This is a genomic window from Vibrio sp. 2-Bac 85, assembly GCF_037546705.1.
Classification (GTDB): Bacteria; Pseudomonadota; Gammaproteobacteria; order Enterobacterales; family Psychromonadaceae; genus Psychromonas.
Genome location: NZ_JALAAB010000021.1, coordinates 25,300 through 46,619, shown reverse-complemented (window position 1 = coordinate 46,619; position 21,320 = coordinate 25,300). Strand labels below are relative to the sequence as shown.

The window sequence follows — 21,320 nt, the reverse complement described above, 5'->3', positions numbered from 1 at the left end:
CTTAGTATAAATACCTGACAATTTTAGTCAAGTAAAAAACCCTACACTTTAGTAGGTTTTATTTTTTGTTGATGCTTGCATCTTTTAGCACATCTTTTTCTGCACTTTCTATGGATTTTTGCATGCTACTAAAAATACCTCTAAGCATTCTTAACTCATTGATTTCAGGACGGGCACGATTCAACAAACGACGTAACTTATCCATCACCAAGCCTGGATGAGCGGGTACGATAAAGCCGATTTGAAACAATGTTTTTTGTAAGTGTTCCAGCATACCTTCGAAGTCAGCAGCTCTTGGGTACTCCTCGACAACCTCAGGAAATGCTTCTGAGGCTAAAAATGCCATTCGTACTTCATAGCTTAATGTTTGAACAGCCATTGCTAAGTTGAGTGAGCTATAGTCTGGATTTGCAGGAATAAACACATGAAAATGACACTTCTGAAGTTCATCATTGGTTAAACCACTATTTTCACGACCAAACACTAATGCCACTTTGTGTTTTTTCCCTTCGCTCGCTACTTTAACACCCATTTCTCTTGGGTCTAACATAGGCCAATCAAGGGTTCTAGGGCGAGCACTTGCACCAACGACCAATCCACAATCTTCGATACCTTGATCGAGTGTTTTATAGACTTTATGATTTTTTAATACATCGCTGGCACCAGCTGAAAGAGCAACCGATTTACCATCGATTTCACATTCAGGATCGATCAACACTAAATCAGTCAAGCCCATTGTTTTCATTGCTCTAGCAGCGCTGCCAATGTTGCCAGGGTGAGAGGTACCAATTAATATAATGCGAACGTTGTCTAGCATCGTTTTTCCTTCGTGAAGAGTAAATTTTTGAGCGCAAAGTTTAGCACTGTTTGTATAACAACTAAACCACTGTAATTGGCCATTTTAAACTAAAACTCCATTTAATAGATGAATTTTCAAGCAATTAAAATATTGCACAATTATGTGACCTGTGTATAATTTCGCGCCGAAGGAATCTCCCTTCATGTTCTTTTAAAATCTAATGGTGATCCTATGCATCCAATGTTAAATATTGCGATTCGTGCTGCGCGTAATGCGGGTAAAGTAATTGTAAAAGGTTATGAAAATTTAGAGTCTGTTGAAGTTGAAGAAAAATCACTTAACGACTATGTAAGCAGCGTTGATAAAGAAGCTGAATTAGCAATTATTGGTACATTACGTAAATCATACCCAGACCACAGTATCATTGCTGAAGAGTCAGGTATTGATAACGGTGCAGACACCGATCACCAATGGATTATTGACCCACTAGATGGGACATCAAACTTCATTCACGGTATTCCTCATTTTGCCGTTTCAATTGCATTAAAAATCAAAGGTCGTACTGAAGTCGGCGTTGTTTTTGACCCTATCCGCAATGAATTATTCTCAGCAGCTCGTGGCCAAAGCGCACAAATCAATGGTTACCGTACTCGTACTAGCACAGTGCCAAAATTAACCGGTACTTTGTTAGCAACAGGTTTCCCGTTCAAACAAAAATACAACATAGAAACGTACTTAAACATCTTCCAAGATTTCTTTAAGGATGTTGCTGATATGCGTCGTGGCGGTAGTGCTGCACTTGACCTAGCTTACGTTGCTGCTGGTCGTATGGACGGTTTCTGGGAATTTGGTTTAAAACCTTGGGATATCGCGGCTGGCGAATTATTATTAAAAGAATCTGGCGCTATGATGACTGACTTTAACGGTGGCAATGACTACTTTAAATCAGGAGATGTTGTTGCAGCTAATCCAAAACTTTTAAAAGAAATGTTGACGGTTATTCGTAAGCATAACGCTTAATCAATCGTCTTTCATTTGTTATAAAAAACAAAAAAGAACAACCATTAGATTAAAAAAGCCAGAACAAATTGTTGTTCTGGCTTTTTGCATTAAAAAGACGCCAATCCGATAGCGTTCATTTATTGACGCAATGTTAACGTAATACTTACCACAGCATGGTCAGTGCTTTCTCCATCGATATCAAAACTTGGATTAATTAAATGTTTGTCCGTATTAATATAATCACTTACTTCGAAATAACTGGATTGATCTGCAGCATCAAACTCACTGGATAATAAAATATAATCTAACACTGAACTACCTTGCCCAAAATAATGGGTGGCAGCACGTGTTAACAGTACTTTAGTATCAGCCGACTGATTGTCTTTATATAAGTCCCAGGCATCTCGTAACGTATAAAACTTGACTAGCTTTTGCTGCGTTTGGTCATTATTAAAAAGTAAATTCGGGGTTACTAAGTGCGCTAAAATACCATCGCTTAATGGGTTATTAAAGTCTCCCATCAATATCATCGCATTACCCTTTTTTGCACGTCTCTCTAACATTTTCATCATTAATAATGTTGCTTCACTACCACGTTGAATAGAGGACGCCCACCCTCCTGCAACTTGTGCTTTAAACTGCTCAAGCACATTACCTTCTAATGAGGTTAATTTATCTACTTGTGCCTGCCAAGATGCTCGTTTTGATTTAAAATGCACCACATAACAATCACTGTCACCTATATGAGGCAATTCAACGGTAGCTCTTAACACTTTGCGACTAAAACTAAAGTCGGCTGTTAATCCTAATTTAAGAGCAAGTTCAGTATCGACAGCAACGGTAGAAATAACTTTAATTGGAAATTTACTGGCTAAAGCAACCACAGGATCACGATAGATAAAATCATCTATCACAGTCGGTTGATCAATCACAGCAAAGTATTGGTAGCCCGCCTCTTTCACTAACGCCTGCAACGACTCGACACTAAAAACTTCCTGAAAGCCAATCACATCTGGCTCATGTGTTGTTAAATAGGTTGTTATCCATTGTTGCTTTTTTTGCCACTGCTGTGCGGAATAAATACGGTCAAAATCATAGAAAGCATCAGGTGGTGCTAAATAATTGAAGAGATTAAAGGTCGCCACTTTAATCTTTGTATATGCCACTTCATTACTTACCTTGGAATTAGGTAGCAGTGAGCAGGCTTCACTTATAGTAGGTGTTGGTACAGAGTTATTTGACACAAAATCCTCATTATTAATAATCATTGGCAGCAGTATCGCACAATGTGAATAACTTTTACGATAATTGCTATAAATAACCTCTGCGTAGAAGAAGCTTTGAACTTAGTGAATAAGGCAGAAACTGGAACAATGAGTGCGCAACCATAGTCAAAAATTAAGCCCTATATAAATGGGTATAAGTATCAATATAAAAGGCTATAAGTCATCAATATAATTAACAACTGCATGACAAATAGTAAGTGAATGACAATTTGGAAACATTGCGCGTAAAAATAAGCCTTATAAAGATATCGGACTAATACGACACAAAAAACCTATTAGATGCAACTATTTACAAAAAACTGCTCATTAATCGCACAAGTTTAGCACTAATAAATAATCAAATGATGATCATATCGGCTTAACCCATTACACTATGCTTTATTCAATCAATACCACTTCCCTAAAGAGGATATGTTTAATGAAATTATTTTTAAAGATAGCAGCAGCTTTGATTGTGCTTTTATTATTAATCGTCATTATTGTTGTCACTTTCATTGACCCTAATGATTACAAACAGCAGATTCAAGATCAAGTTAAGAAGTCAGTAAATAGAGATTTGGTCATCGCAGGCGATTTAAGTTGGAGTTTATACCCTCTATTAGGTTTCCAAAGTGGTCAAATTACCCTATTCAATAGCCCAGAGTTTAAAGAAAAGACACTATTAAACGTCAAAGAAACTGCAATTTCTATCAGCGTATTACCTTTATTAAAAGGAAAATTAGAAGTTGGCGAAATTATCTTAGATGGTGTCGAATTTAACTTAATCACCAATAAAGATGGTTTATCAAATCTAGATAACTTACAACCTGAAGAAGCAACACAAACTGTTAACACACCAGAAGAAGAAATATCGACAGAAGAGCCTAGCGAATCATCAGCTCCCTTAGATCTGTCGCAATTTGTACTGTCTGGCTTGAATATCACTAATGCGCAATTAAAGGTGATCGACCACCAAAAAAGTGAAATACAGGAAGTTGACATTAATAGCATGACACTGAGCGAGTTTGCTTTTGATCAAACAGCTCATTTCAGCTTAAACAGCACCCTAAAAAATGCACAAGTTGAAGCAGATATATCATTAGAAACAGATCTATTTGTGGATGCCGCATTAAGTGTTGTTGAACTCACTAACTTAACCATTGAAAGTGACGTACTTGCAGACGCATTATCAGGTAGCGCCTTAAATACCAAATTTAAAAGTGGTTTAAAATACCAAGTTGGCAACAAGCAATTAGATATCAAAGCTATCACCATTAATAATCAATTTTCAGGGTCATTCTTGGAAGGCGATATTTATATCAACAGTAGTGATATTAATATTAAAGACCTTAGCCAACTCACTCTGGGCAAACTGATCATGACCAGCAGTTTAACCGGCAGCAGTCTAGAAAATAATAAGTTAGAAACTAACTTACAAACAAATCTGGCAGCTGATATCAATAAAAAAACAGCGACGATAGATAAGTTTGAACTTAAAAATAAAATCACAGGTGAGCAAATACAGGGCAATGTGAACCTTTCATTTAAACAAATGAATGTCAGTGATTTTGAGAAAATCATTATTAATCAATTCAAAATGGTCAGTGAATTAAATGCCCCAAGCATCAGCAAAGAAAAAATCAATAGTACTATTAGCAGTGAAATCAACTACGATCTTGCCAAGCAAAAACTTAACCTTAATAAGCTGCAAACAACAGTTAATGATATAGAGTTAGGCGGAGAATTAAGCTTCATCCAACAAGCGGTGCCTGTTATCCGTTATAACTTGAAAGGTAATGTATGGGACTTAAATCCCTATTTGGCTTCAAGTACAACAACAGAGTCTGGCAACACAGGTGAAAAAGCACCAACCACAGAAAAAGAAGTTGAGCCTGACTTAAGCAGTCTAAAAACCTTGGATATTAAAGGTGATTTAAGTATTGCAGGCGTACTTTATCAAGATATAAAAATCGGTAAAATCACCAATAACTTAACCGTAAAAGATGGCAGAGCAACGCTTAAACCGTTAACTGCAAAACTCTATGATGGTTCATTAAATATTGATGCTTGGGTTGATGAAAGCGGTGGTAAAAACACATACAAAGCCACAACCAGTATTAGCAATATAACATTAATACAACTATTGAAAGATGCAGCCAAGGTAGATCTATTAAGTGGTAATGCAAGTATGAACTTAGTCGCTAGTGGGCAAGGTTTAACAGCAAGCAAAATTCAACAAGGTATAGTTGCCAAAGGTGACTTTAAAATACTCGATGGAGAGTTATATGGGATTAACCTTTCTCACGAAATACGTGTTTTAAAAGCAAAAATACAAGGTAAAACAATTGCACCGGATAAACTGGTTAAGAAAACAGATTTTGCTTCATTATTAGGTGACTTTACCGTAGAAAAAGGTATTGCTAATAATCAAAAACTGACCATGTTATCTCCTGTTATTCGTTTAGATGGTACCGGCATTGCCAATACTATTGAGCAAACGATCGACTATAAATTAGGTGTGACACCATTATCGAAAACAGATGAAAGTACCAGTTATGTGGATCTAAATGGCATCTCTATACCATTGCGTATCAAAGGGACTTTCGCAAAACCAACCTTTGCTTTAGATACTGAAGGCGCATTAAAAGCGCAAATAGACGCAACTAAAAAAGCGGTAAAAGATAAAGCAGAACAAGTCATCAAAGATAAAGCAAAAGACATTCTTTCAGGTAAAAAAATATCCAAGGGTGACTTAAAAGAAGAAGCAAAAGATTTAGAGAAAACATTAAAAGGTTTATTTAACTAACTTTGTTTATGACCATCTATTGGTCACCTTCAAGCCTTAATAAAAATAGCTGATACAGAAAACTGTCTCAGCTATTTTTTTGCCTTTTTCCTGCCATATTTAGTTCAGAAAAATAGTAGTTTTAATAACTCTATTAAATATGTGAGGTAAGTATACGCATTAAAAACAAGCGGAAATAATACATTTTAACCAGCAAAGTTGATCAGCTATTTAGCTGTGTTGTTAGTGCATAATAGAACTAAAGATTGTGAATAAAAATGGTTTTTTAATTCAAACTGAGATTCAAATTTACATTAAAATAAGGTCTACCTTGATGCATTTAAAACGATTAACTACGTGAACTCTGGATCAGTAAACAAGCATTAAAGAAGTTAATTTATAAATTCTTTAATGCTTGTTACATTTATGAAGATTGCAACAAGGAAATAAGCCACTTTAACAAGTAAAATTGCCTACATTAATTAATATGATTGTTATAACATAAATAAAGAACCTATCTTTGTAGTAAGGACGTTTCGTTGACATCACCAATACTCGACTTTTTAAGCAAACAAATATCCGTCAAAAAGATAGCTATTAAAGAAAATACAATCGTCTGTCGCTTAGGTGATCATTGCGATAATCTTGTGGTATTAACCAAAGGCAAAGTGAAAGTAATGCGTATTGCAGAGGATGGCAGACATATTACACTTTACAACGTTCATGCTGGTGAAAGCTGTGTATTAACTACATCTTGCCTATTCAATGAAAAAGCATTTCCCGCTATTGCAATCACTCAAGTTCACTCAGAAGGTTATGTTATCTCCAAAAATCAATTAAAACATTGGTTAACGGCAGAGCCTATATGGCAAGCTTTCATTTTTAAAATGTTAACCGAACGCATGGCAGACCTGATTTTAAAGGTCGATGAACTCGCCTTTGATTCCTTACAAACACGATTGATACATTGGTTATCTGCACACAACCAAGCACCACACTTAAAAATAACTCACCAAGAAATTGCACAAGAACTCGCATCATCAAGAGAAGTGATCAGTCGCTTACTTAAAAAGCTGGAAGAGAAACAATTGATAGAATTACACCGAGGTGAAATCGTTTTACGTAAACAGCTTTTATCCTGATTTTTCTTCAGGTATTTTTCCCAATTAAATTTGCCGCTTTATTTGAAAAGCATTGTTAAAACAACTATTTAAAATAAGTGTAAAAGCTATGTGACAATAGTTACATACTCACCGGTTATGAAGCGTAATAATACCTCAAGAACAAACTACTGGAGGTATTCTCATGAACAAAAACATCGGCAATACGGATCGCACCATAAGAATGATATTAGGTTTAGCACTTGCTATATGGGGTATTATCAGCGTTAATTACTGGGGAGCTATTGGAATTGTATTGATAGCAACAGCATTAGTAAAAACGTGTCCTGCTTATACTCTATTAGGCGTAAAAACCGATAAAAATGAACAGTAATAGTGTTTATAAATTTGCTTATGTCATTGCGCTTATTACTTGAACTCAAGATTGTATCCACTACAAAAATTAGATAACAACGACATAAGATACATGCCACTTCATCGTCTACTTGATAAAAGACTAACAAGTGAATGACTAATCGCAAATAAGATAAAGGGACGTTTCTCAGCATCCCTTTTAAGTAACAGATACAAAGCCCCCATTATTTAAACACTATAACGTTAACTATTACCTAGCTGAATATTACATCGTTGAATGTTACATCGTTGAATATTACCTATTTGAACATGACAACATGAGTACTGCCCTCCTTTAGAACTAAAGACTTCAGCACTCTACAACGAGGAGAACTTATCTAGTGAATATGATTAACGAGCTTAAAGATATAATTGATAGTTTTGATACCTTCATTCTTGACCAATGGGGATTACTGCACAATGGTGGAGGTGCATTTTCAGAAGCTATTGCCGCATTAAAGTTTTTAAAAACACACAACAAAAAAGTCACCGAACAAACGATGACGACTTAATGCTTAATGAACTAAAGAAGTACTGACGGGTTTCTTAGCTGCTTTTGCCGCTTTCTTCTCTTTTGCTGTTAAAAGGGGTTTCTTTTTAGTCGCTTTTTTACTGTCTTGGCCTTTACTCATGATGCTTTCCTTTTGGAGATGGACTCTAAACTAGAGTCAGTTTGAGCTAACCTAATGATTGAGGTTACACAGTAGCAGTAAGGCTGATGCATAACGATTCAGTATGCGCCTAAGACTGTGCAATAGATAGGAGTAGATAATACAAAAAAGTGTAGAGTAACGATTTATTAGCATTTTAGGGTTGAGCTTTAACCTATTGAAATACTATTACTCTGCTTAATGGGAAATATGAGGACTTAATGGGGATATATGAAGGTAATATGAAGGTAATATGAAGGTATAGTTCAGGTAAATCATCGTAGCAATAGCTACCTAAGGGCAGTTAAGTGTTAAGACTGAGCTAACCTCGGGTTATATGAAGTTAGCTCAGGAAAACGGCTAAAAATTCGTACTGATAACCTTAAAGGGTAACCAGCACTGTATGTTTAAAGCTTAGTTACGAAGGTGCGAGCCTGGTAAAGAGCAACGCCACTAAGTATAATAATAACGGCAACAGCAAGTATATCAGCTCCCGGAAATCCCCAAAAATCAGACATTCTATCTCCTTATTTAAAGTAAAAATAAACTTAGTACTCATTCTCAGGCTAATGCGGTGTCGCGCATACGCTGTCGACCGAAGTCGTTAAGTCTAAATTTAAATAACACTCGGCCTTCGCCAAAATACGCTTGTTCGTCGAGTTGTTCTTCAACACTTTCAATGATACCGCTGGAAAATAAATCAGCGAGTGTGACGCGTGTAGTACCACGCCAGTAAGCACCATTAAGACCGTATTCTTTCATCACTGCGTCAGTCACTTCCCAATCCCAAATACCAATATCTAGCTGCTCATGAATCAATTGTAGAATGCGCCCTTTCATATGTAATCTTTTCATTACGTACTCCAATTATTACGATTTAATCGACTTAGTATTGCCAGTATCAGCTTTCGCTTCTGTCGATACAGCACGAACGACCTCCAGCACATCGTCACTTTCCGTAAACATGACAAAACCGCCCCCAACAAATAAAAACAAACCAGCCAAGAAATTCCAATCAGGAAACTTAAGCGTGAATGCAGCAAGAAAGATAACGGCAAAAAGCCCATACAATGCAGCAATTGCTTGTCCACGCCCGACACCTATCAATGGAAACGACTTATACCAAGAGACATAGCAGAAGGCAAAAGTGACACCTGCCAACAGCAGCCAACCGATAGCCGCCCAGTTAAATGTAGCGATAACTAGCTCTACAACGGGTTGATCAGTGAAGAAGTAGATCCCAGGTAAAATAAGTAAAACCCAATAAAGGACTTCGGCCGTAAACCTCACCGTAATACCTACATCAGGATCAGCGACATCTAAGCCACGGCCTGCGATTGCACCTTCAACACCCCAGCCTATCGCTGCCATTGCGCCACCCAGATAACCAAGCCATCCAGCGTCGCCAGTACCATTAATTTCAGCAATAATACCGGGAGCATATACCGTCACACCACCAGCAAGAATGATGAAAATACCCACGGCCGCACGACGAGTAATCTTCTCGTTGTACCAGAGCCTAGCTAAGCTAGCACCAATGATCGGATACATCAGTGCTGAAATGGCCGCAAAAGCCCCGCCGATATAACCAATCGCCAGATACGAACCAAAAATAGCCATCGGACCACCAAAAATAGCCCCGATAAAGAACCATTTGGAGATATGACGCATCTGCTTAATGGTACGGACATACTCTCCTAATTTTCCCAATACCGCATTCCAAACAAACAGGAACAACAACACCATAATCGCGTTAAAGGTAGTTAACACCGCCGCAGCTAATAGAAACTCAGCATTAGTATCGTAGCTGAGGTCAACATAAGGAGCTTCAAACCAGACTGCAGAACCCGGCACATACCAAGCCCCCCACAGTACAGCTGCCCACAAAGCCCACATAAAACCCCAACGTATACTGCTCGCAGTGAAACGAGATCGGGCTTCATTCAAGCTTGGGTTCATGAAATTTCCTTTACAAGCTGCTTTTTCTCTTCAAAAAGGAAGGTCTCTAGAGAATCGTCCATCGCTTCCATCCACGGTGTATGGTGAACAGGCGCTAGTGTTCCGGTCAATGTAGAACGATAACTCTTATTACGATAACCAAGAATATCGGCTTCTTTATCGTGTTCCCATTCTTTGAATGTTTCAGCAACAGCAGATACATCAAAATCTGGGTAATCAGTCGGTGCAATTAGATCTTCAATGTAAGCAGCCTGAAAGTCGATATCGTCAGTAGGATTAGCAAGCTTAAGCTCACGGCTGACCCACTCTTTAGTATCAGCGGTCATTACATCACTTTCAGGTAATTTAATGCGACCAAGCATTACATCACGCGCATACCAAGCCTGAGCATCGAACATATTGAAGGTATAGTACTGATCTTGCATACCCAGAAATATCAACTTCGGATTTGCTAGAGAAACAATCCCTTTATACAAACCTTCTGGATACATTCTGTTATGTGTCGTCAGCGTTAGTTCATTAGGTAGGAACGGGAAATAATGCTGATATCCCGTACACAGAATAATAGCGTCAACCTCTTTGCTAGTTCCGTCCTTGAAGTGAGCTGTTTTACCGGTTACGCCCGTGAGCAAAGGAACTTCGCTAAAAGATGCTGGCCAGTCAAAACCCATAGGGTTAGAACGATAACTGAAAGTAACTGATTTAGCGCCGTATTTATGACACTGTGTACCGATATCTTCTGCCGAGTAGCTACTACCAACCAATAACAAATCTTTACCTTTAAATTCACAAGCGTCACGAAAGTCATGCGCATGTAAAACACGGCCTGGGAACTGTTCCAAACCTTCAAAATAAGGTGTATTAGGCGTTGAGAAGTGCCCAGTAGCAACGATTACATGATCAAATTCTTCCGTACTCAGTTCGTCTTTCTTGAGGTCTCTTACTGTCACTGAAAATTTATCGCTAGCTTCATCATGTGTCACCCAATGTACCGCAGTATTAAAGCGGATGTATTGACGCATATTACTCTTAGCGATACGTCCCATGATGTAATCACGCAATACTGCACGTGGTGGATATGATGGGATAGGACGACCAAAATGCTCCTCGAAGCTATAATCCGCAAATTCTAAACATTCTTTAGGGCCATTTGACCACAAATAACGATACATGCTGCCGTGGACTGGCTCACCGTAGGCATCCAAGCCTGTGCGCCATGTATAATTCCACATGCCACCCAAGTCGCTTTGTTTTTCATAACAAACAATCTCTGGGATATCAGCACCGGCGTCGCGGGCTGCTTCAAATGCACGTAATTGTGCTAAACCACTGGGGCCAGCACCTAAAATTGCAACTCTAAAACTCATAAAAATTCCTTTTACAGGGGATGTGTCGTCCGTCAGGAGAAAGAAGCCCGAGCGACGATTAAAAGCAGGGAATAGCACAGGTTGAACCGACAACGATTCAGCAATGAAATTCCACAGTGAAATGCACCAAATTTGAATTAACCGATGGTACAGTAGTGAAGACAGCCTTTGTTGTGAGAAACAAAAAACCGAGGGTGAGCTGGTCACCGATCAAACACGAGGTTTCGAGAAGACGCCTTAGGGGAGCGTTCGAACTGGTCAAGGAAGATTAAAATGCTTGTTAACTCGTATACCAGTAGCACTACCTTAACACATTTTAGTTACTGATGAGGTTTCTTCCCATAAAATACAAGATGGCTGCGATGGCTGACGCCATCACTTATTGAAAAATCAATACAATGAGTAATCAAAATGCTATTTATAATGCTAATCCCATCAAATATATGTTCAAATATTAAGCAGTAAAAATAAATCAATTTAAGGTATAAATTGCGTTAAATGGTTGCTCCCATCAGAAAATGTCTAACACCAAAGAGCTTCATTTTAAGCCCTTAACTTTAAAAAAGCACAACGTTGTTCAGCAATTTAGAGAAAGTGCCATAAAAATCATAAAATATATTTATCTTTTTTATTATCAACAATTGGTATAGAAAATTCAAAGAAGATACAAAAAGTTAGCCTCTACAAGCAACTGTGAAGTGTGTGTATAATAGAGGAGCTGAAATTGGCCCCACTACTCTCGCGACAAAAGGAATCTATTTAGTGAAAATAATTAACGGCCTTAAAGATATAATTGATAGTTTTGATACCTTCATTCTTGACCAATGGGGAGTGCTGCACAATGGTGGAGATGCATTTCCAGAAGCTATTGCCGCATTAAAGTTTTTAAAAGCACACAACAAAAAAGTCGTTATTCTATCTAATAGTGGTAATACTGGCACGTTCTCCTATAGCCGCTTACAAGAGTCAGGCATTAACCGTGATTTATATCTTGATGTACTCACCTCTGGTGATCACATGCGCCATAACTTTGCTTCAGGTAAATTCAAACAGTTGGGTAACCAAGCTTTATATTTTTCTTGGGATAATAACCATAGTGTACTAGCAGATTGTGGTCTGACTGAATCAACACGAGATGAAGCTTCTTTTATATTATGTTGCGGGGTTGATCGAGGTAGCCTCGAGGCTTATTTAGATGACTTAAAATGGGCTTATCAACATAACCTTGAATTAGTGGTGAGTAACCCAGATCTGGTTGCTATGCAGCCCGATGGCACCTTAAAAATTTGCCCAGGATCGATAGCGAGTGCTTACCAAAAGATGGGGGGAACGGTGCACTGGCACGGAAAACCACAGCAAGATATTTATAGAATGTGTAAAGAGTTGGTGGGAGGCTGGGAAAATGCGATCGCAGTGGGTGATAGTTTAGAGCATGATATAGCGGGTGCAAATGCAGCAAATATCAGTAGCTTATTCATCACTAGCGGGATTCATGCGAAGAGTATTAGCAACCATCAAAGTATCGAAGATTTATGTAATGAGTATGCTGTCAAACCTACTTTTTATGTCGATTGGTTTAAGCAATAAAAAAATTAATCATATTCATAGTTATAATAGCAGTAAAAAGTAACAGGCAGCCTACTCGTTGCCTGTTATCAAAGAGATGCACTCTAACACTTTATAATTGAACACTTTATAATTGAACAAGTTATAAATTGCACTGCCTATAACTTACTTCTCTAGACCCTAAACCTTCATACTCTATCTAAACTAGATAAAACCTACCGCTTTTAAACTAAATTAACTAAGTTTTATCAAGGCGATTAAACGTTAAACAACGTTATTTTGTTCGATCAGAAGCTTTTCAAAATCCTCCAGAGATAGAGGTTTAGCTAATAAATAACCTTGTCCCAGCAGACAACCCGCGTCTATCAAAAGTTGCTTTTGTTGTTCTGTTTCAATGCCTTCTGCTATTACTTCAATATTCAGTTTTTTTGCCATCACTATAATAGCTTCGCATAATGCAACATCTTTATTATCAGCTGACATATTTTGCACAAAGCTTTTATCAATTTTCAAATAATCAATGGCATAGTTTTTAAGGTAAGAAAAAGAACAATAACCCGTACCAAAATCGTCAATGGACACAGCAATACCGTGCTCACGTATCGTATCGAGTACGTCAACTACTTCAGCTTGATTTTCCATCACTAAGTTTTCAGTGATCTCTATAGCGATCGCTTCACAAGGTATTTTTCGTGCAATTAGGGATTCTGCCCAAGATTTAATTTGTTGACCGTCATTTTTAAACTGTACTGGAGAAGTATTAATGCTTATTGTTAAATCCTTACAGTATTCATTTCGCCAAATCTTGGCTTGCTCTGATACTTCCTCAAATATCCATTCACTAATTTCTATAATAATCCCGATTTCCTCGGCAATAGGAATAAAATCTAAGGGAGAGATCAGACCTTTCTCTGGATGCTGCCAACGAATAAGGGCTTCTGCTTTAATGATTTGATTATTTTCCAAGTTAACAATGGGCTGATACACCATATAGAACTGGTTTTGCATTACCGCAATGCGTAGGTCCTGAATGATCTCCATTCGTTTCATAAAGTCTGTACGCATATTGTCAGTAAAATAATGAACACTATTGCGACCTTGAGTTTTAGCTCGATACATTGCTTGGTCTGCATTTCTCAATAAGGCATCAATAGACAAGGCGTCATTAGGATAAAATGCGAGGCCAATGCTCGCGGTACAAAAAATATTTTTTTCCTGAATAAGGTAAGGTTTAGCCAGTGTATTTGATAGTTTTTGCGCAATTTTATCTATATCTTCTGCCGTTGTTGTACCCACAAAAACAATAATAAATTCATCGCCACCTAAACGCGCCGCAATATCATTTTTTCTAATACAAGCCTTAATACGCTTTGAACACTCAACCAAAACAGCATCACCAACACCATGTCCTAAGGAATCATTAATATCTTTAAACTTATCAAGATCTAGCATTGCAATAGCGATTTGCTTTTTATCACGTTCGGCGTTATTGAGCGCATTAGTTAAATGTTCATGTAATAAATTCCGATTAGATAAATGAGTCAAGCTATCAAAATTAGCTTGCTGCCAAATTATTTTATCTGCATTTTCCCGTTCTATCGCAATCCGAGCAAGGTTCACAAATTGTTCGATAAGTAAAAAATCATTGCTCTTGGGTGTCGATATTTTACGATGATAAAGAGAAAAAGTACCGAGTATATTTCCTTGATTACCAATAATCGGCTCAGACCAACATGACGCTAAATTTGCTTTTTTAGCTAACGCTTTCCAAGCAAACCAATAAGGGTGTGTAGCAACATCAGAAACAATCACTCTTTTACCTGTAAAGGCAGCTGTTCCACTGGAACCGACTCCATCACCAATCACTAAGCCATCTATAAAACCTGTATAAAAGTCAGGTAAACTAGGTGCGGCACCAACGGTTAAATGTTTACCTGTTTTATCAAGCAATAAAATACTGCAGATAGTGCCTGGTAATTCATTTTCAATAGAATGTATCACTGCAGGCAATACTTTAGATAACTTACTTGAACCAGCAATCAGCTCAAGAATATTATTGCGAAGTTGGCTTATTTTGTCTTTTTCTAATAACTGCTTATTTTTATTTTGCATAAACATTGAAAAAATCATAGAAAATAAATTGGTAACAAAAAATGCTCCAACAATACGAGACAATGTAAAACTATCAAATTGATCATAGGTAAACAAACAAGCGATAGTAATCAAAAGTAGATTAAATAAACTGGCAACAAATATGGGTAATAGATAAAAACTGGCGATAATGATTGGGAAAAGCCAATAAATTAGCCCCGCCCCTTTTACATAAATACCAATTAAAATAGTAACTTGTGCAAGAACCGCGAATATAGCACTAAAAAGCTTAATGTTACTGGTAAACCACACCCCGAGAAATACAGAAAAAATACCACCAACGGCTGCAATATCAACAGCAATATGCGCGATATCGTGCGCTAAAAGACTTGTGATAAGAAAAGGAAATAGGACTAATGTTGCAGCAGCAGTAATGGCTAATAGAATTTTATCTTCTAAAGTACGCTGCTTTAATTTAATAGGCATACAGGTCTAGCTTCCTTTTAATGGAGTCTATTATAAAAATATTGCCGAGATCCAAGTCAATAGAGTTGAAAAGATAATATACATAATAATATACGAAACAAAACAAATTAAGCACCTCTTTTGAGGTGGTTCATTTTGAGTTATTGAAGTTAATTATTAGGTAACAATTATTAGGTAATATAGTTATCAATATTGTAAGAGCTCTCATACTAATGAGAAAATTTACTCATCGTGATTGATATTATATTTAAAAAAATTTCAATTGCTTGCTTCACCTATTATCAAAAATATTAACGATACGCTGATGTTGCCACAGCCCCCGATGCAATAAGCCAAGAAAACCTATCTTACTGAATATTAAATAAATAATATATAAAAACCCATCAACAACCAACTAAAAGATAAAATAATTTAATAGACTTTTACCATACTAAGTCTCAACCTAATTTTAATGGTTACAACAATATCAATTAAATTGAATGAGGAAGTTAAATTTTGTTCAACAATTACTTAACACAATGAGTAAATAGTTGATTGGGTAAATAGTTGAATAGGTAAGTAGATGTAAATGGTGATTAAGGGTAGCCACTATTTTAAAGAAAGGTTTTTGGTTATTTTATATAGCTATTCGCTATTCAAATAGTAAAAATCAGTAATAGGTGATGGTTGGTAACGATGATTTAGCGTTCACCACACAAGTAAGCACAACAAACGCTAAAGAATATAGAGATGAATAAGTTCAGTAAGTAGATAGTGGTGATAGGAATGTTGGTAGTGATAGTGCCATAACTCACTACTTTCACTCATCTAAAAACTTAAATTTTTTAATTCATCACTTAAGGATAAAACGCAGTAAATAGGCGAATACGCTCAAGGCAAGTACACTGCCGAACCAAATTATAACCATCCATCCCCATTGCTTTAGTGATTGCTTCATTAATGGTACCCCTCGTCGTGTTTTAATTTACCTCTGAATACCCAATAAGCATAACCGCTGTACGCAATCACCATGGGTAATAAAAATACCGTTCCAGTGAGCAAAAACTTTAAGCTACTATCTGGTGCAGCAGCGTCAGCATAAGTAACAGCAAAAGGCACAATATAGGGGAAGGTACTAACAGAAAACCCTAATGCAGAAACAATAAATAAACCAATGCCAAACAAGTATGCCCGCACTGCTTGATGATTGTTTAAGGATTTAAATAATTGCCAAATACATACCACAGCTAATATCGGCACCATAAAATAAAGCATCGAATTGGGTAAGTTAAACCATCGCTCGGAAACAATTTCATGAGTTAATGGCAACCAAGCACTAACAACAACAATGCAAAGTACCAAAGCTACTCCCCAATGCTTAGCCACATCATAATATCTATCAGCTAACTCCTGAGGTAACTTGATCACTAACCAACACGCACCTAGTAATGCGTAGGCACAAATAGTTGCAAAACCACAGAATAGAGTAAACGGTGTGAACCAATCAAACCAACCTCCCGCATAACTTCTACCATCGACTTCGATACCTTGTAACATGGCACCTAGCATGATCCCTTGAGTTGCAGCAGCTGCAATCGATCCTGCAAAGAATGCGATAGACCAAACAAACTTTCCACGTTTAGTTCTAAATCGATATTCAAATGAAACACCACGTAATACCAACCCCAGCAACATAATAATTAACGGTGCATAAAGCGCAGGCATCACAATCGAATAAGCAAGTGGAAATACAGCAAATAACCCACCTCCCCCCAGCACTAGCCAAGTTTCATTACCATCCCAAACAGGTGCAATGCTATTCATCATTAAATCTCGTTCTGCTTCATTGGAAGCTTTGGGAAAAAGAATGCCTATCCCCAAATCAAATCCATCTAGCACAACATAAATTAATACGGCAAAACCAATCAACCCGTACCAAATTAAAGCGTAATCCATATATTTCCCCTAAGGTAATCTGTTCGGATGTGAAGCAGGTGGCACTTCAGCACCATCAGGAAGTCGAGCCTCTAATGCTTGTTCATAACGCGTAGGCGACTTTTGCATTAAACGAATGATATAAAAGAACCCTGCACCAAAAACGCACAAATAAACAACAACAAATGCGGTTAAAGACCAACTTATTGCAACTGCGTCTATTGGTGACGCTGAGTCAGCAGTTCTTAATAATCCATAAACGGTAAATGGTTGCCTGCCCACTTCAGTGGTTATCCAACCTGAGATTAAAGCAACAAAACCAGCGGGGCCGAATAAAACACAGACTTTATGAAATAATGGTGTTTGATAAAGCTTACCTTTTTTACGAAGCCATAAACTGACAAGACCAATCGTCAACATACCAAAACCGATACCCACCATTACCCTAAAGCTCCAAAAAACAATCGAAACGGGTGGATGATCAGCTTCAGGAAAAGCATCAAGGCCTTGCACTCTGCCGTTAAGTTCATGCGTTAAAATAAGGCTACCTAACTTAGGAATAGCTACCTGGTATTTCATCTCTTTTGCTTGATCATCAGGAATGCCGAAAAGGATCAGAGGAGCGCCATCGTGAGAATCATAATGTCCTTCCATCGCGGCTATTTTTGCAGGTTGATGTTGCATTGTATTTAATCCATGAAAATCACCAACAATAATTTGCAATGGCGCTACAACCACAATCATCCACAACGCCATTGAAAACATAGTTTTGGCTAGAGGATTGTGATTTGCTTTAATTAGGTGGTATCCCGCTACTGCTGCAACCACAAAGGCAGTCGTCAGATAAGACGCCAATAACATATGCACCAGGCGGTATGGAAATGAGGGATTAAAAATAATCGCTAACCAATCTTCTGGAATAAATTGCCCTGCTTCATTGATCGAATATCCAGCAGGTGTTTGCATCCAACTGTTAACCGACAATATCCAAAAGGCCGAAAGAAAAGTACCAAAAGCAACAACACAAGTAGCTGAGAAATGTAGTTTCCTCCCCACTTTTTTCATACCAAACAACATCACCCCAAGAAATCCTGCTTCTAGGAAAAATGCAGTTAAAATTTCATATCCCATTAGTGGCCCAAGGATGGGACCAGTTTTATCGGAGAATACACTCCAGTTAGTCCCAAACTGATAACTGAGTACGATCCCACTAACCACACCCATACCAAAAGTAACAGAGAATATTTTTAACCAATACTTATAGATTTGAATGTATTTGTCATCGTTGGTCTTCAGCCATAGACCTTCTAATACAGCTAAATAGGACGCAAGCCCGATAGTAAATGATGGGAATATAATGTGGAAAGACACAGTAAATGCAAATTGAAACCGTGCCAGATCTAATGCCAAAGTATCCATAATCGCTCCTAATTTGTATAGGATTATGTACGCTGCTTTGAGCAAGAAAGATCAAGTACCCTCTAATGTTTTTTATCTGTAGAATTTCTCTTAAGACAGTTTTTTTATATAAAAATGGACAATATATCCCTAGATAGTTGTCATTCACAGCACCTGTTTTTTATCCCCTTAAGTCATATTTGGTTATTCACATTAGATAAATATAATGAGTTACCAACCTATTTAGCCGGTGATTAAGTTTGCGTAAAGCCTTCTTAACTAACTTAAATTCTGATTAATGAATGTGAAAGTGAAAGTGAGAGTGAGATTGAGATTGAGAGTGCAATTACATTTAATTATAAAATACAGTTTGTATCGCTTAGTTGAAGACGAGTTATGAAATCAATAACAGGTTATTATGAAGTAATTTAATGTAGAAATGAGTAAATAGCAGTGCTGTATAATTTTGCTTGAGCCAGTAAATAAGCCTTGTAACGAATGATGTCTGAGCAGGGTCAAATACATTCGATCCTTTCAATAAACCTTTAAATAATTCTGTGGGTATATTTCCATTTGAACATCACTGCTTAATTTATGGCCTCCTTTTATAACGCTCGCAGCGATTCCTACCATGTTCCTTGCTTTGGTATAGGGCAAGATCTGCTTGTTTAATTAGCTCCACAGATTTAATATTTAATTGAGGGATCATTGATGCGACACCTAAACTAATGGTGACATGCTTGTATGACGACTCACTATGGGAAATGTTTAAATTACTAACAGCAAGCCTTACCTTTTCTGCTACTAAAGCGCCTTCTTTAATATCACTTTCTAGCAATATAACAAACTCCTCACCACCATAACGAGCCAAAAAATCAGTAGGTCTATTAATAGTTTCTTGGATAGTTTGGGCCACTTTTTTTAAACAATCATCACCCGCTATATGTCCGTAAGTGTCATTAAATTTTTTAAACTCATCTATATCAATGAGTAATAAAGTTAACGGTTGTTGGTTACGGGTTTTTACCAACCACAAATAATTAAGCGTTTTATCTAACCATCTCCTATTAAATATCTCAGTTAACCCATCGACTTGTGACAACGACTCTAATACCGCATTCGATTTTTCAAGTTTATCATTTCTCTCATTAACCATATCGATAGCTGCATTAAAACCAATAATCAAATCACCTATTTCATCTTTTTTATAACCTTTAATATGTGTCAGGGATTTTTTCTGCAATACCATTTTCCTAACCGATTCAGCAGCCTTTTTTAATGGATTAAAAAAGAAGAATAAAAAAAACATAATCACCAAAAATACAGAAAAACTAACAATGATCCCATTAATAATGGCAGCCCGTAAACTTTCATTTATTATCTGATAAACCTTGGCCACAGGAGTTCTTACCATAACAAACCAATCCGGGGAGTTAATATCAGCCGTAGCTGCTAACATTTCACCTTCAACTGAAGTCACTGTATGGCCATATCCATTAAAGCCTCTCATTACCTCGTCAAGGAATGCATCCATCCCTTTTTTTGGAGTTGCTTTTAACACAAGGTTTGGATCGCTCGATGCTAAGAATATTTGATTCGCTCTTGAAATGACTAAGATATCGCTACGTTCACTAAAGTCTTTATCAAAGATATACGCCATAAAACCGGGGCGGTTCAAGAAGATTGGTGCTTCTAATATGCCTAATACCTGTCCATTTTCATCTCTTAACGCTTTTGCGATCACAACCAGTACTTCACCCATAACTTCAGAACGAAAAGGTGAACTAATAATAACGCCTTGGCTATTATTCGCCTTTCTCAACCATTCGTAATCAGTCATTACTAAGTTTTTTCTACCTGGAATAACCGGATATTCAGCTATAGCGCCCTGTCCATTTGGGCTTATAACTGCAAAGCCCTGTGGAAAAAAATCAGTAAAAACAATATTATTTTTAAATATTTCCGTTATAAAGGCTTCTGATTGTATTTTTTGAGGAGGGATTTTATCAGCTAAAGCAACCAAAAAATTAGTACGCATTGCTATTTTTTTTTGAATGTCTTTTGCAATATATTTAGCTTGTGTATATTGCTCTTTATTGATTTGGTTTTTTATTTCAGCCTTAAGCATTAAAAAATTGTAAATTTGAAGCGGCGTAAAAGCAACGATGATAAACACCGCAACATAGAAAGATAATTTAGTGGAAATACGGGATGGTTTTATTTTATCTAAAAGAGTTGTCATCTACTCATAATTTATTAGTTAATACACAAAGGCAAACATACCTCTTTTATTATATAAAAGTTAGTTGTTTTGTTGATAACATTGCGACTCATCATGAAATTATTTGTTTGAAACAAAACTCAGTTATTAGCGACTATTAATTTTTACTATGCGAGATATAAAGCGGTAATAAAACGTATCAACAAGTAACACTTGGGATTGTCGAGATTGCGTAATCACATCTTAGAATGAAATATAAATTTAAGTGATGCAGTTTTATACGCAGTCGTTGTTTAACATGAA

Annotated in this window: 16 protein-coding genes; 6 read left to right on the top strand and 10 right to left on the bottom strand. The window is 37.1% G+C overall.

The window, feature by feature from the left end:
- Positions 1 to 58: 58 nt before the first annotated feature.
- Entirely contained in the window at positions 59 to 817 is a 759-nt protein-coding gene (gene trmJ, locus MT390_RS17680) for a tRNA (cytosine(32)/uridine(32)-2'-O)-methyltransferase TrmJ (protein WP_499442451.1), read from the bottom strand.
- A 213-nt stretch (positions 818 to 1,030) separates the two neighbouring features.
- Here trmJ and suhB point away from each other — a divergent pair, with 213 nt between their 5' ends.
- Entirely contained in the window at positions 1,031 to 1,819 is a 789-nt protein-coding gene (gene suhB / locus MT390_RS17675; RefSeq protein WP_299665491.1) for an inositol-1-monophosphatase, read from the top strand.
- Positions 1,820 to 1,938: 119 nt separating this feature from the next.
- Here suhB and MT390_RS17670 read toward each other — a convergent pair whose 3' ends face one another.
- Positions 1,939 to 3,045: an endonuclease/exonuclease/phosphatase family protein gene (locus MT390_RS17670; protein ID WP_499442449.1), complete on the bottom strand. Its 1,107-nt coding sequence runs from the start codon at positions 3,043 to 3,045 to the stop codon at positions 1,939 to 1,941.
- Positions 3,046 to 3,505: 460 nt separating this feature from the next.
- Here MT390_RS17670 and MT390_RS17665 point away from each other — a divergent pair, with 460 nt between their 5' ends.
- The 4 genes from MT390_RS17665 to MT390_RS17650 all read left to right on the top strand — a co-directional run bounded on the left by MT390_RS17665 (position 3,506) and on the right by MT390_RS17650 (position 7,877).
- Positions 3,506 to 5,872 (top strand): AsmA family protein, encoded by a 2,367-nt coding sequence (locus tag MT390_RS17665; RefSeq protein ID WP_499442447.1) that lies wholly within the window; start codon positions 3,506 to 3,508, stop codon positions 5,870 to 5,872.
- Positions 5,873 to 6,390: 518 nt separating this feature from the next.
- Positions 6,391 to 6,993 carry a Crp/Fnr family transcriptional regulator gene (locus MT390_RS17660; RefSeq protein ID WP_499442445.1) on the top strand — a complete coding sequence of 201 codons (603 nt, stop codon included), beginning with the start codon at positions 6,391 to 6,393 and terminating at the stop codon, positions 6,991 to 6,993.
- 163 nt (positions 6,994 to 7,156) lie between these two features.
- The gene (locus MT390_RS17655; protein ID WP_499442443.1) at positions 7,157 to 7,345 is read left to right on the top strand and encodes a YgaP family membrane protein; all 189 of its coding nucleotides are present in this window, start codon (positions 7,157 to 7,159) and stop codon (positions 7,343 to 7,345) included.
- A gap of 361 nt (positions 7,346 to 7,706) precedes the next feature.
- On the top strand, positions 7,707 to 7,877 hold the full coding sequence (locus MT390_RS17650; RefSeq protein ID WP_499442441.1) for a hypothetical protein: 171 nt from the start codon (positions 7,707 to 7,709) through the stop codon (positions 7,875 to 7,877).
- Positions 7,878 to 8,576: 699 nt separating this feature from the next.
- On the opposite strand, the gene MT390_RS17645 is transcribed toward MT390_RS17650, so the two are convergent.
- Genes MT390_RS17645 through MT390_RS17635 form a run of 3 tightly spaced genes read right to left on the bottom strand, consistent with a single transcriptional unit; the run spans position 8,577 to position 11,341 of the window.
- The gene (locus tag MT390_RS17645) at positions 8,577 to 8,870 is read right to left on the bottom strand and encodes a hypothetical protein (protein WP_166370629.1); all 294 of its coding nucleotides are present in this window, start codon (positions 8,868 to 8,870) and stop codon (positions 8,577 to 8,579) included.
- 15 nt (positions 8,871 to 8,885) lie between these two features.
- On the bottom strand, positions 8,886 to 9,974 hold the full coding sequence (locus MT390_RS17640) for a DMT family transporter (RefSeq protein WP_166370631.1): 1,089 nt from the start codon (positions 9,972 to 9,974) through the stop codon (positions 8,886 to 8,888).
- A complete protein-coding gene (locus MT390_RS17635) occupies positions 9,971 to 11,341 on the bottom strand; it encodes a trimethylamine monooxygenase (protein WP_166370633.1) in 1,371 nt (456 codons plus the stop codon). The genes MT390_RS17640 and MT390_RS17635 overlap by 4 nt, the downstream gene beginning before the upstream one ends.
- A gap of 762 nt (positions 11,342 to 12,103) precedes the next feature.
- Here MT390_RS17635 and MT390_RS17630 point away from each other — a divergent pair.
- Positions 12,104 to 12,928, top strand: coding sequence for a TIGR01459 family HAD-type hydrolase (locus MT390_RS17630; RefSeq protein WP_346774328.1), 825 nt, complete (start codon positions 12,104 to 12,106; stop codon positions 12,926 to 12,928).
- 243 nt (positions 12,929 to 13,171) lie between these two features.
- On the opposite strand, the gene MT390_RS17625 is transcribed toward MT390_RS17630, so the two are convergent.
- The 5 genes from MT390_RS17625 to MT390_RS17605 all read right to left on the bottom strand — a co-directional run bounded on the left by MT390_RS17625 (position 13,172) and on the right by MT390_RS17605 (position 21,038).
- Entirely contained in the window at positions 13,172 to 15,484 is a 2,313-nt protein-coding gene (locus MT390_RS17625) for a putative bifunctional diguanylate cyclase/phosphodiesterase (protein WP_499442438.1), read from the bottom strand.
- An 832-nt stretch (positions 15,485 to 16,316) separates the two neighbouring features.
- Positions 16,317 to 16,421, bottom strand: a complete 105-nt coding sequence (locus MT390_RS17620; protein ID WP_166370635.1) for a DUF2474 family protein — start codon at positions 16,419 to 16,421, stop codon at positions 16,317 to 16,319.
- A complete protein-coding gene (cydB, locus tag MT390_RS17615) occupies positions 16,421 to 17,419 on the bottom strand; it encodes a cytochrome d ubiquinol oxidase subunit II (RefSeq protein ID WP_499442437.1) in 999 nt (332 codons plus the stop codon). The genes MT390_RS17620 and cydB overlap by 1 nt, the downstream gene beginning before the upstream one ends.
- Positions 17,420 to 17,428: 9 nt before the next feature.
- On the bottom strand, positions 17,429 to 18,817 hold the full coding sequence (locus MT390_RS17610; RefSeq protein WP_166370639.1) for a cytochrome ubiquinol oxidase subunit I: 1,389 nt from the start codon (positions 18,815 to 18,817) through the stop codon (positions 17,429 to 17,431).
- A gap of 571 nt (positions 18,818 to 19,388) precedes the next feature.
- Positions 19,389 to 21,038 carry a sensor domain-containing diguanylate cyclase gene (locus MT390_RS17605; RefSeq protein ID WP_499442435.1) on the bottom strand — a complete coding sequence of 550 codons (1,650 nt, stop codon included), beginning with the start codon at positions 21,036 to 21,038 and terminating at the stop codon, positions 19,389 to 19,391.
- Positions 21,039 to 21,320 lie beyond the last annotated feature (282 nt).